This window comes from Vulgatibacter incomptus, assembly GCF_001263175.1.
GTDB lineage: Bacteria > Myxococcota > Myxococcia > Myxococcales > Vulgatibacteraceae > Vulgatibacter > Vulgatibacter incomptus.
On sequence record NZ_CP012332.1, the window covers coordinates 110,459 to 122,583 of the forward strand.

A 12,125-nucleotide genomic window follows, 5' to 3' on the forward strand; every position below is an offset into this window, starting at 1 on the left:
CGGCGCGGTGCCTCTCCCCGGATTTCCGGCAGCGCCTCGCACGCCTCCGTTCGGCGTATCGCCGTCGCCGACGAGCGAGTTCGACTTCGGACCTCCGCCGCCGTTCGGTGAACCGCCTTCCCCGACGAGCGAGTTCGACTTCGGACCTCCGCCGCCGTTCGGTGCGCCGCCTCCGCCGACGAGCGAGTTCGACTTCGGACCTCCGTCCGCGAACCCGTTCGGCTCCTCCGTTCCCGCGACGAACGAGTTCGACTTCGCCCCGCCGCCCGGAGATCCATTCGGGTCTCGACCTCCGGCGACGAGCGAATTCGATTTCGGGCCACCGCCGGCGGATCCGTTCGGCGCTCCGCCACCGGCGTTCGGCGAGTTCGACCTCGACCCTTCGCCCGTCGGGCCGCCGGGGATCCGGCCTCCGCCGCCAGGCGTCGACGACCCCGTCTCGGGCCTCTTCGGAACGGCGAGCGGCGATTCTCCGCCTCCGCCGGTCGATCGCGACGATCTGCCGTCCTTCGACCCCTCCGGCTTCGATCTCACGCCGCCGCCCGCGTTCGCCACGGGCGGTCCTGCTGCGGCGCATCCCTCTTTCGGCTCGGACCTGCCCTTCTCGGCGCCCCACGAGAGTGGTGACGAGCCGGACATCCTCTCGTTCCTCGGGGGCGAGACGCCACCGAAGGCGATCCCGGCTCCGTCGAGCAGCGTCCCCGCCGCGCCTCCGGTCGATCGAGCCCCGATCGCCCCGCCTCCCTTGATCCCGGCAGGCGCTCCGCCTCCTCCCAGGGTCGCCCGATCGGCGGACGCACCAGGCCCCAAGCGAACCAAGAAGCCGAAGCGCGCGCCGATTCGCCCCATCGGGCGGCGGACGCTGATCCTCGCTGGCTCCGGCGCGGCGGTCCTCGCGGTGGCAGCCGTGACGGGCTACCTCCTCCTCGGCGACGGTGCGAATGCTACGGCAACGGCTTCCGCGCCCCTCGTCTCCCAGGTGGCGGCGGAGCTCGATCGCGATCACTTCGCCGCGGCGAAGAAGGCGCTCCTCCTCGCCGAGAGCCAGCTCGACAACGAGCCCGAGGACGGCCTCGCCCACGCGATGCAGGCCCGGGTGGCCATCGTCCTGCAGCACCACTTCGGCGCCGACTCCCCGACGGCGGCCCAGGCCCGCTCGAAGATCGCGTCCGCGGATGTCTCGCGGCCAGGATGGCTCGAGGCGGTGGCCGCCGCGTCGTTCGCCGCCGGCGAGCCGAACGCGCAGCTCTCGCGCCTCGAGCAGGAGTTGACGCGCCGGCCCGGCGACCGCGACCTCCTCGCCCTCCTCGCAGAAGGCTCCATGCTCGCCGGCAAGCCGGAGGCCGCCGAGGCCTGGCTGCTCCAGCTCCTCGGGGTCTCGCCCAAGTCCCCCCTCGCCCTCCATGGCCTCGGCCTGCTGAAGCTCCGCAGCGGCGACCCGTCCGCGGCGGCGACGCGCTTCGAGGCGGCCCTCGAGGCGGATCCGCGGCACGCGTCGTCGGCGGTGGAGCTCGCGCGGATCGCCCTCTCGAAGGGCGAGCTGGACGAGGCGGTCCGGCAGCTCTCCCGTGGCCTGGAGAAGGACGCCGCCGAGGGGCTCGGGCCGCGCGATCGCTCGAAGGCCGAGCTCCTCTTCGGCGACGTGCTCGCAAGGACCCGCAAGCCGGCGGAGGCAGAGGCGGCCTTTCGCCGGGCTCTCGCGCTGGACGCGAAGTCGGCCGACGTGCGCCGCGCCCTCGCAGGCTTCCTTCTCTCTCGGCATCGCAACGCGGAGGTGATCGAGCTCCTCCCTGCTGCCGAGGTCCGCGGCGATCCCTCCCTGGTGGAGACCTCGGTGGTCGCCTACCTCGCTCTGGGCAAGATGATCGACGCGGATGGGCTGGTGCGGGCGCTCATCGAGAAGAAGGGCGACCAGTCGAGGAGCTGGTATCTCCAGGGCCTGGTCCAGGCGAAGGCGGGCAACGAAGCCGAGGCCGTCCGATCGTTCGAACGGGCCGTTGAGCTCGAGCCTGACGGCATCGAGGCGCTCCTCGCCCTGGCCCGTGCGGAGCGGGAGGCGGGAAAGCTCGATCAGGCAAAGGCCGCCCTGGCCCGGGCGGAGGAGAAGGCGCCGCAGAGCCACCGGATCAAGACGGCGCTCGGCGAGCTCCGGCTCGCACAGGGCGACGCGAAGTCCGCGGTCCAGGCCTTCGACGAGGCCCTGCGGCTCGACGCGTCCGACGTGGAGGCCCTCGAGGGCAAGGGCCGGGTGCTCGAGAAGCTCGGCGACCTCGAAGGGGCCCTCGCGGCCTACCAGACGGCGACATCGATCGACGACTCCTCGATCGCAGGTCACCTCGGCGCAGGCTCGCTGCTCGCGCGAAAGGGCGACGCGAACGGGGCCGTCGAGGCGCTCGAGAAGGCCAAGGCGCTGGACCCGAAGAGCCCGCGGATCCGCATCGGGCTGGCCACGCTCCGGCTGGACGCGGGCGAGCTCGACCCGGCCATGGAGGAGGTCGAAGCGGCCCTCACCTCGGACGAGTCCAGCGCCGGGGCGTGGGCGCTCCGCTCCCGGATCCTCCGGGCGCGGGGGGAGGGCGCCGCCGCAGTCGACGCGATCCGGCGGGCCGTCGCCATCGAGCCCAAGAGACCCGCGTGGGCGCTCGAGCTCGGGGCGGCGTTCGAGGCAGCGGCGAACCCGACCGAGGCCCTCGCCGCCTATCGGAAGGCCCTTGGCCTTGCGCCCCGCAGCGCGGACGCCCTCGAGGGCGCGGGCCGGGTGCTCCTCGCCCTCGGCGGCACCGCCGACGCCGTGAAGAGCCTGGAATCGGCCCTCGCGGCGGATCCCGCTCGAACCCGCCTGCACGTCCCCATCGGCGACGGCTACATGCGGATGCGCCGGTTCCCGAACGCGATCGCCGCGTACCTGCAGGCGGCGAAGCAGCCCGACGCCAAGGGGATCGCGTTCAAGCTGGCGCGCGCCTACCAGGAGGAAGGCAAGAGCAGCGAGGCGATCGCCCAGTTCCAGCGCGCCCTGAAGGAGGATCCGGACGATTCGAACGCGTGGCGCTACCTGGGCTTCGCCTACAAGGAGAAGAACCGGCTGGGCGAAGCGATCGGAGCGTTCAAGACCTACCTGGAGAAGTCTCCGAAGGCGGACGATCGAGCCGAGATCGAGGACGAGATCGCCACCCTCCGGCTCTGATCGACTCTGCTATATCGACCACTCGCGACTCGAGGAGCGGACACATGGGGTTCAAGGAGCGCCGGACAGATGCCGAGGCGACGCTGCGAGCGGCGCGGAGCGCTGCGGTCGATGGGAGGGCCCCGCCTCCGAGGGCGCTCGAGTCGGACGGATACGCGTTCCTGCTCGCCGACGTGGATCTGCAGGTGTCGATCCTCGGCCGTCCGATCGGTCCGGTCGAGCTCTCGATGTCGGAGCTTCGCGGGAAGCTGCAGGCCTGCGCCGGTGCGCCCCCGTATCGGACGGAGGCGGCCAGCGAGGCCTACACCTACCCGTTGCTCCTCTGCGGCTTCGACGGCCAGGTGACCGAGGCCTACCTCTTCGCGGGCAGCGACGGCCCGATGCTGGGCGGCGACGAGGCCAAGCGCCCGGACTGGCCCAGGGTCATCGCCGCGCTGGAGGCGGCGCTCTCGCGGATCGACGCGGTCGACTACGAGGACAAGGTCTACGACCCGGACGCCGAGGCGTGGATCTACTACGGCGTGCGCGGGGGCGAGTCCTTCGAGGAGGCGGTGGAAGGCGAGGATCCGCCGGAGTGGGCGGACTAAGAGGCGGATTTCCTGGAACGGGAGCGTCTCCGCGCGGAACGCGACGTCGTTGACGGCGGTGCGACGTCCACCTAGATTCCGCCCCCTATGCTCGATCTCAAATACGTGCTCGCCAACTTCGACGAGGTTGCCGCGAAGCTCGCCCGGCGCGGGGGAAGCATCGATCTCACTCCGATCAAGCGGCTCGGCGCCGAGCGCCTCCGTTTGCTCCAGGAGTCCGAGGCACTGCGCCAGAGGCAGAACGCCGCCAATGAGGGCATGAAGGCCCTCGCCAAGGAGGGCCCCGAGGCGATGGCCGGGGCTCGGGCGGAGCTGAAGGAGCTCTCCGGGCGGATCAAGGCGCTTCAGGAGGAGCTCGGCGGCGTCGAGGCCGAGATCGAGCAGGCCCTCCTCTTCATCCCGAACCTCCCCGCCGAGACCACTCCGGACGGGAAGACCGAGGCCGACAACCAGGTCGTCCGGACCTGGGGCGAGAAGCCGACCCTGGACTTCACGCCGAAGACCCACGACGAGCTCGGCGTCTCCCTGGGGATCCTGGACTTCGACCGGGCCGCGAAGATCTCCGGCGCCCGCTTCGTCGTCCTTCGCAACGCCGGCGCGCGGTTGGAGCGGGCGCTCGTCTCGTTCATGCTCGATCTGCACACCTCGCGGGGCTACCAGGAGGTGCTCCCTCCCTACCTCGTGAACCGCGCGTCAATGGTGGGGACCGGCCAGCTCCCCAAGTTCGAGGAGGACGCGTTCAAGACCGCCGAGGCGGATCCGCAGGACGTGCGCTACCTCATCCCCACGGCAGAGGTGCCCGTCACCAACCTCTACCGCGAGGAGATCCAGGAGCCGGGCACCCTCCCGATCCGGAACTGCGCGTTCACGCCGTCCTTCCGCCGCGAGGCAGGGAGCTACGGTCGTGACACCAAGGGTCTCATCCGCCAGCACCAGTTCCACAAGGTGGAGCTCGTGAAGATCGTGGAGCCCGAGCGCTCCTACGAGGAGCTCGAGGGCCTAACCGCAGACGCGGAGGAGGTCCTGAAGAGGCTCGGGCTCCATTACCGGGTGATCGCGCTCTGCGCCGGGGATCTCGGCTTCGGCTCGGCGAAGACCTACGACCTCGAGGTCTGGCTGCCGGGGCAGGGCGCCTACCGTGAGATCTCCTCGTGCTCGAACTTCGAGGACTTCCAGGCCCGCCGCGCCTCGATCAAGTACCGCCCGGCGCCGGGCGAGAAGCCGCGGCTCGCGCACACCATCAACGGCTCGGGCCTGGCCATCGGCCGCACCCTGGTCGCGATCCTCGAGCAGGGGCAGCGCGCGGACGGCAGCATCGCGATCCCAGAGGCGCTCTGGCCCTACATGGGCGGCCTGAAGGAGATTCGATAAAGAATCGTCATTTTCGCTTGCCCATCCGCAAAAGGCCATGCTAGAGACCGCGCCCACGCTGGATGCTTCCAGCGGCTCCCGAACGGCGCAAGCCGGGCGAGTCGCCGACTGGAGGAGTGGCCGAGCGGTTTATGGCGGCGGTCTTGAAAACCGCTGGGCGCTGAAAGGCGTCCCGAAGGTTCGAATCCTTCCTCCTCCGCCAACGAAAAGTGAATAGCAGTACCGACGGGTGGATGGTAGGAATGCCCATCGTATTCGGAGAGATGGCCGAGAGGCTGAAGGCACCGGTTTGCTAAACCGGCATACGGGTCAAACTGTATCGAGGGTTCGAATCCCTCTCTCTCCGCCAAGAAGTGAAGGAAGAAAACGGGCCCTTAGCTCAGCTGGATAGAGCGTCGGACTACGAATCCGAAGGCCGCAGGTTCGAATCCTGCAGGGCCCGCCAAGTATCATGTCCCCCACCGATGACCACTTTCTCGAACTTGCACTAATCGAGGCGAGAAAGGCCGCAGAAGAAGACGAGGTTCCAGTGGGAGCCGTCGCCGTCTTCGAAGGCCAGGTCGTCGGGACGGGACGAAACGCCAGGGAACGGAGGGCCGACCCGCTGGCGCACGCCGAGCTCGAGGCGATCCGCGAGGCATCGCGGACGCTGGGCCGGTGGCGGCTGACGGGGGTCACCCTCTACGTGACCCTGGAGCCCTGCGCGATGTGCGCAGGGGCGGTGGTGAACGCCAGGGTCGATCGCCTCGTGTACGGCGCGAGCGACCCCAAGGCCGGCGCGGTAGGGTCTCTCTACGAGCTCTGTACCGACCGGCGGCTGAATCACCGGGTGGAGGTGGTGAGCGGGGTGAGGGCCGTCGAGGCCGGGACCCTCCTCACGGAGTTCTTCCGCCGCAAGCGTGCGGCGGCGCGGTAGTTTCGGAGAGATGGCCGAGCTGGTCGAAGGCGCCTGACTCGAAATCAGGTGTACCGGTAACGGTACCGGGGGTTCGAATCCCTCTCTCTCCGCCAGTTTTTCCCGGGAAACCGGGCGCTAGAATCGAAAAGGTGCGGCCCGAGCCGCGCCGGCAGAATTGGGAGAGGTGACCGAGCGGTTGAAGGTGCACGCCTGGAAAGCGTGTGTACTGGAAACGGTACCGAGGGTTCGAATCCCTCCCTCTCCGCCAGTTTCGTGGATTGCGATAGCCGGGTCCGGGTAACGCGGGGACGTGAAACCCGCCAGGCCCGGAAGGGAGCAACGGTAGCGTACCTTCGCGTGTACTCGGGGTGCCCGGCTATCACCATCTGGACGTCCCCCGGGCCTGAAGGTCCGGCGTGCGAGTTCTCGAGAGCGGGAGAGGATCCAAATGGATCCTCTCCCGCTTTCGTCTTTTAAGGGCGCCTTCGTGCGCCCTTTCGTTTTCGCAAGGGAAGGGCTACACCACGGGCTCGATTCCGCAAGGAGGCCCGCCCCGTGAGCTACCTCGTCCTCGCCCGCAAGTGGCGGCCCCAGGCGTTCGGCGACGTCACGGGCCAGGAGCACGTCGTCCGGACGCTGGCCAACGCCATCGCCCAGGGCCGGCTGGCCCACGCCTTCCTCCTCTGCGGGCCCCGGGGCGTCGGCAAGACCACCACGGCTAGGCTCCTCGCCCGGGCGCTCAACTGCGAGAGCGGCCCCACCGCCCAGCCCTGCGGCACCTGCGTCCCCTGCAGGGAGATCGTCGCCGGCTCCTCCGTGGACGTGGTGGAGATCGACGGCGCGTCGAACAACGGCGTCGACAGCGTTCGCGAGCTTCGGGAGGCCGCGCGCTACCTGCCGCAGCGGGATCGCCACAAGGTCTTCATCATCGACGAGGTCCACATGCTCTCGGTGGCGGCGTTCAACGCCCTGCTGAAGACGCTGGAGGAGCCTCCTCCCCACGTGAAGTTCATCTTCGCGACCACCGACCCCCAGAAGCTGCCGGAGACGATCCTCTCGCGGGTCCAGCGGCACAACTTCCGCCGGGTGCCGGCAGCCAAGATGGTCGGCAGGCTCCGCGGGATCTGCGACGAGGAGGGGATCACCATCTCCGACCGCAGCCTCGGGCTCATCGCCCGCCAGGCCGACGGCGGCATGCGCGACGCCCTCTCGCTCCTCGACCAGCTCCTCTCGTCGGTGGGGATGGAGATCGACGACGCCTCCGCCGAGGAGGCGCTCGGGCTCGTGGATCGCACGGTGGTCCACGCCGTGGCGGACGCGCTCCTCGATCGCGACGGTAAGCGGATGGTCGAGCTCCTCGCCGGGGTCTACGAGAGGGGCATCGAGGCGAAGCGGCTCTGCGAGGAGCTCGCGCTCCAGCTGCGCGACCTCGTCTACGTGAAGGCGGTCGGGAGCGCGCCGGCGGATCGCGGGGACGCCGAGGAGCAGGCGCTGCGGGAGCAGGCGGCGAAGGCCGATCCCGAGCATCTCGCGCGGCTCTTCGATCGGGTCCACGGCTCGATCCGCGAGCTCTCCTTCGCGGCGCAGCCCCGGCTCGCTCTGGAGGTGGCGCTGCTCTCGGCGGTCCACATGGCGCCGGCGCAGAGCCTCGCCGCGGTGGCCGCGCGTCTCGAGGCCGTGGCGGCGGGGTTGGCGGGGAATGCGCCTTCGCAGAGTGCCCAGGCTGTCGGCACCCGGCAGGCGGCTCGCCCTCCTGCAGCGGCCCGATCGCAGGGCGCGCCGTCGGCGGCTTCGGCAGCTCCTGTGCCTCCTGCATCTCCTGCACCTCCTGCGGCCAGGCAGCCGACGCCCCACGCGCCTTCGCGGCAGCCCATGGGGCGGCCTTCGTCTCCTCCTGTCCCCGAGGACGATCTGATCGGCCAGGTGGAGGCCCTCGCCCGTGCCCGTGCGGCGCCGAGGCAGGCGGGCGGACGGGCGCCGGGACGCGGCGCTCCTGCGGGCGGCAGCGACGACGAGGGCGAAGGCGGCTCTTCGGGGCCGTTCGCGGCTTGGGACGAGCCTTCACCGCCGCCGTTCGCGCCCGGCCCGGAGCGTGCGTTTCGCGGGGACGAGCCGCCGCCCTTTGCTGGGGCGGAGCTGCAGCGCGCTCCCGCCTTCCGGGGCAACGAGACCCCGTTCCCGCCCGATTTTCCGGAGATCCCTTCGCGGATCTTCGCTCCGGAGGCCTCGCCAGGGGGCTGCGCGACCAACGAGTGCGGCGAGCCCGCAGGAATGGACGATCCCTCCCTCGGGATCCGCGAGCGGTGGAGGCGCGCCCTCGAGTGGCTGCGCGGCAAGGACTCGATGGCTTGCACCTTCCTCTCGGAGGGGCGGCTCGCCTGGCTCCGTGAGGGTGAGGTGGCGGTGGGCTATTCGCGGGAGCAGGCCTTCTTTCGCTCCCAGCTCGAGAGCCCCGCCTCGCGGAGCGCGGTCGAGGAGCTCCTCGCCACGTATTTCGGGAGGCCCACGAGGCTTCGGCTCCAGGACGCGGCGGAGGACGCCGGTTCGTCGGTGGCCGAAGAGGATCGGAGGTCCCGGGACGATCGGGCGCGGCGTCTCCGCTCCGAGGCGAGGGAGCATCCGTCGGTGCTGGCCGCGCTTTCCGTCTTCGGCGGCGAGATCGACGGCATCGACGTGTTGGAAGAGCGGTAGACTCCGCGGCCGCTGAAGCAACCAGAGAAAAGAACGGAAGGACGAGACGATGCCCGGCTTCGACTACAACACGCTGATGCGCCAGGTCCGCAAGATGCAGGAGGAGGCGGCCAAGAAGAAGGAAGAGCTCGCCGCCACCGTGCGGGTCGAGGGCAAGGCCGGAGACGGCCTCGTGGTGGCCACGGTCAACGGCGTGCGCGAGGTCGTCGCGCTCAAGATCGATCCCAAGGCGGTCGATCCGTCCGACGTCTCCATGCTCGAGGATCTGATCATCGCCGCCGTCAACCAGGCGATGCAGGAGGCCAAGGTCAAGGAAGACGCGGAGATGGGCAAGCTCACCGGCGGGATCAAGATCCCCGGCCTCACGATGTAGGTGCCCGTTTGACGCCCGACCCGATTCAGCGCCTCACCGCCGAGCTCGCGAAGCTCCCCGGCATCGGCGAGAAGACGGCCCAGCGGCTCGCCTTCCACGTCCTGCGGGCCAAGGCGGACTACGCCCGGGACCTCGCGAAGGCCCTCGTGGACGTAGTGGAAAAGGTCCGGCTCTGCAGCGTGTGCTGCAGCCTGACCGAGGCGGACCCTTGCGCGGTCTGCCTCGATCCCAGGCGGGACGGACGTCTCCTCTGCGTGGTGGAGAGCGTGCCGGATCTCCTGGCCGTGGAGCGCACCCGGGAGTTCCGGGGCCGCTACCACGTGCTCCACGGCGCGCTCTCGCCTCTCGATGGAATCGGGCCGGACCAGCTCCGGATCAAGGAGCTCCTCGCCCGGCTCGGCGGATCCGAGGTGGTCGAGGAGGTCATCGTCGCCACCAACCCCGACATCGAGGGGGAGGCGACCGCGCTCTACCTCACCCGGCTTTTGCGGCCGGCTGGTGTGCGCGTGACCCGGATCGCCCAGGGCGTGCCCATGGGCGGAGACCTCGAGTACGCCGACCAGGTCACCCTCGCGAGGGCGTTGTCGGGCCGGCGGGAGATCTGATGCGGGTCTATCTCATGCGCCACGGCGAGGCCGCCGACGTCGGCGGCTACGACCGGGACGACGACCGGCCCCTCACCTCCGATGGCCGGCGCCGCGTGCGCCTGGGCGCGAAGCTCTGGGCCGAGAGAGGCGATCCGGCCCCCGAGGCTTGGCTCGTCTCACCCCTGGTGAGGGCGGTTCAGACTGCCGAGATCTGCGCGTCGGCGTTCGCGTCCGAGAGCCCGATCGAGGTGAGTCGGGAGCTGCTCCCCGACGCCCGGGTCTCGGTCGCCGCGGAGCGAATCGAGAGGGAGGCCGCCTCTGCCATCGCCCTCGTGGGCCACCAGCCGCTGATGGGAGGCCTCGCCGCCTACCTCCTCGGCCTCCGCACCGTCCCCTCCCAGGTCCAGCCCGGCGCGATCCTCGCGATCGATCTCCAGGACGAGGGCGCAGGCCGCCTCGCGTGGCACCTCGTGCCGAACGCCGACGGTCAGGGCCCGCGGATCCTCGTGCCCGCCTGATCGCAGTCTTTGCGGAGGGGAGCGGGCTACGAACGCTCGAAGATCCACGCGCAGGACGGCGGGAGCGCGAGGCGCACTTCGCCTGACGAGCCGACCTCGAGCTGGCCCGGCGCTTCCCCTTCAGTCCAGCCGAAGTCGGGCGAGCGGGTGTCGATGAGGCACGTCCAGCGCCCGGGGCTGAGCGGGACCGTCGCGGTCACCTTGGTTCGGCCGAGAGAGGCGATCACCGCGACGCGCCGGGAGCCGTCATCGCTCCATCGCTCCAGCACGACGACTTTTTCGCCGTCGAGGGCCTGCACGCGGTTGCGTGCGCCGCGATCCGGGCCGCGGAGGGCCGGGTGATCGCGTCGGACTGCGAGGAGGGTGCGGTAGAGCGCGAGCATTCCGCCGTGGGGGCCCGCGGCCCGCTGCTCCAGCCGCAGGATCGCGGTCTCCATCGTCTCCTCGGCCTGCGGATCCGGCACCTCGCCCTGCCACTCGAAGGCGGCGAACTCGTGGCGTCGCCCCTCGGTCACGGCGCGGGCGAGGGCGGGGTCGGAGTGGGAGGTGAAAAAGGGGAAGGGCTGCGGGGCGGCGTACTCCTCACCCATGAAGAGCAGCGGCACCTCGGGCGCGAGCAGCAGCACGGCGGCGGCGGCCTTCGCCGCCTCGGGGCCGACGAGGGAGACGAGGCGATCGCCTCGGGCCCGGTTCCCGACCTGATCGTGGTTCTGGAGGCAGACCACGTGGGCCTCGGAGGGCATCCCGCGGCTGCTCCTGCCGTAGGCCTTCCCGCGGAAGCCGGAGAAGCGTGAGCCGTCGTAGACGAAGCCACGCTCGAGGGCGGTCGCCACGTCCGACGCCTTTCCGTAGTCGGCGTAGTAGCCCGTCGTCTCCCGCGTGAGGATCGCGTGGAGAGCGTGGTGGAGGTCGTCGCTCCACTGCGCGTCGTGTCCCCAGCCCTCCGGCCGGGGCAGAACCGTCAGCGGATCGTTGAGGTCGCTCTCGGAGATCACGGCGCCGCCGTGAGCCTGCACCGCCTCGCCGATCTCCGAGAGCACGTGGCGCGGCCCCGAATCCCGGATCATCTGGATGGCGTCGAGGCGGAGCGCGTCGATCCCGAAATCGCGGATCCACTGGACCGCGTTGTCGACGAAGTAGGCGCGTACCGGCCCGGACCCCGCGTCGTCGAAGTTCAGCGCCTCGCCCCAGGGTGTGTGGTGCTTCTTCGTGAAGTACGGGCCGAACTCCCGCAGGTAGTTCCCCTCCGGGCCGAGGTGGTTGTAGACGACGTCGAGGATCACGGCGAGGCCGTGCTCGTGGGCCGCGCCGACCAAGCGAGCGAGGCCAGCGGGGCCGCCGTAGCTCTCCTGCACCGCAAAGGGGTGCACGCCGTCGTAGCCCCAGTTTCGCGTGCCGGGGAAGCTCGCGACCGGCATCACCTCGATCGCGTCCACGCCGAGCTCGTCGCGCAGGTAGCCGAGGTGCGCCGCCACGCCGTCGAAGGTCCCCTCCGGCGTGAACGTGCCGACGTGCAGCTCGTAGATCACCCAATCCGCCGGCCGTCCGAGCCGCGGGCGGGACGAGGGCCGGAAGCGGCGAACGTCCACCACGGCGCTCGGTCCGTGAACGCCCTCCGGCTGCCGCCGCGAGCGCGGGTCGGGCCGGCGTCGACCGTCGGGACAGACGAAGAAGTAGCGGTCGCCGTCGGCGACACCGTCCACCTCCGCGACGTAGAGATCGCCCACGCGCTGGAGCTCGATTCGCCGCGTGCTGCCGCCGCGCTTCCGAGGCAGCAGCTCCAGCGCGAGGGAGGCGACGCGAGGTGCCCAGACCCCGAACGACCACCCGCCTTCCGGCAGCGGATTCGCGCCGAGCGCCCACGTTCGTGCCGAGCCCATGGGGCCAAGGTGTCGCGGAAACGCACGCGTGGCAAT

The 12,125-nt window shown here is 70.5% G+C and carries 9 protein-coding genes, 5 tRNA genes and 1 other RNA gene; 14 read left to right on the forward strand and 1 reads right to left on the reverse strand.

Annotation, left to right across the window (positions count from 1 at the left end; all coding sequences use genetic code 11):
• The first annotated feature begins 7 nt into the window (after positions 1-7).
• The 14 genes from AKJ08_RS00310 (at position 8) to sixA (ending at position 10,209) form a co-directional block, all read left to right on the forward strand.
• Entirely contained in the window at positions 8-3,184 is a 3,177-nt protein-coding gene (locus tag AKJ08_RS00310; RefSeq protein ID WP_050724244.1) for a tetratricopeptide repeat protein, read from the forward strand.
• A gap of 44 nt (positions 3,185-3,228) precedes the next feature.
• Complete coding sequence (locus AKJ08_RS00315) at positions 3,229-3,771, forward strand: hypothetical protein (RefSeq protein WP_050724245.1); 543 nt, start codon at positions 3,229-3,231, stop codon at positions 3,769-3,771.
• An 87-nt stretch (positions 3,772-3,858) separates the two neighbouring features.
• Entirely contained in the window at positions 3,859-5,142 is a 1,284-nt protein-coding gene (gene serS / locus AKJ08_RS00320) for a serine--tRNA ligase (protein ID WP_050724246.1), read from the forward strand.
• 110 nt (positions 5,143-5,252) lie between these two features.
• Positions 5,253-5,344 (forward strand) — tRNA-Ser (locus AKJ08_RS00325).
• Positions 5,345-5,399: 55 nt separating this feature from the next.
• Positions 5,400-5,491: transfer RNA gene (locus tag AKJ08_RS00330), tRNA-Ser, on the forward strand.
• Between the two features lie 19 nt (positions 5,492-5,510).
• Positions 5,511-5,587: transfer RNA gene (locus AKJ08_RS00335), tRNA-Arg, on the forward strand.
• A gap of 6 nt (positions 5,588-5,593) precedes the next feature.
• Positions 5,594-6,058, forward strand: coding sequence for a tRNA adenosine(34) deaminase TadA (gene tadA / locus AKJ08_RS00340; RefSeq protein ID WP_050724247.1), 465 nt, complete (start codon positions 5,594-5,596; stop codon positions 6,056-6,058).
• A 4-nt stretch (positions 6,059-6,062) separates the two neighbouring features.
• Positions 6,063-6,153, forward strand: a tRNA-Ser gene (locus AKJ08_RS00345).
• Between the two features lie 65 nt (positions 6,154-6,218).
• Positions 6,219-6,308 (forward strand) — tRNA-Ser (locus AKJ08_RS00350).
• Between the two features lie 17 nt (positions 6,309-6,325).
• An RNA gene (gene ffs, locus AKJ08_RS18220) (signal recognition particle sRNA small type) lies at positions 6,326-6,421 on the forward strand.
• A 174-nt stretch (positions 6,422-6,595) separates the two neighbouring features.
• The gene (gene dnaX / locus AKJ08_RS18975) at positions 6,596-8,731 is read left to right on the forward strand and encodes a DNA polymerase III subunit gamma/tau (RefSeq protein ID WP_157370368.1); all 2,136 of its coding nucleotides are present in this window, start codon (positions 6,596-6,598) and stop codon (positions 8,729-8,731) included.
• 49 nt (positions 8,732-8,780) lie between these two features.
• A complete protein-coding gene (locus AKJ08_RS00360) occupies positions 8,781-9,104 on the forward strand; it encodes a YbaB/EbfC family nucleoid-associated protein (RefSeq protein WP_050724248.1) in 324 nt (107 codons plus the stop codon).
• 8 nt (positions 9,105-9,112) lie between these two features.
• A complete protein-coding gene (gene recR, locus AKJ08_RS00365; RefSeq protein ID WP_050724249.1) occupies positions 9,113-9,709 on the forward strand; it encodes a recombination mediator RecR in 597 nt (198 codons plus the stop codon).
• On the forward strand, positions 9,709-10,209 hold the full coding sequence (sixA, locus tag AKJ08_RS00370; protein ID WP_050724250.1) for a phosphohistidine phosphatase SixA: 501 nt from the start codon (positions 9,709-9,711) through the stop codon (positions 10,207-10,209). The genes recR and sixA overlap by 1 nt, the downstream gene beginning before the upstream one ends.
• 26 nt (positions 10,210-10,235) lie before the next feature.
• Here the strand turns inward: sixA and treZ are convergent, their stop codons facing one another.
• The gene (treZ, locus tag AKJ08_RS00375) at positions 10,236-12,089 is read right to left on the reverse strand and encodes a malto-oligosyltrehalose trehalohydrolase (protein ID WP_050724251.1); all 1,854 of its coding nucleotides are present in this window, start codon (positions 12,087-12,089) and stop codon (positions 10,236-10,238) included.
• Positions 12,090-12,125: the final 36 nt, after the last annotated feature.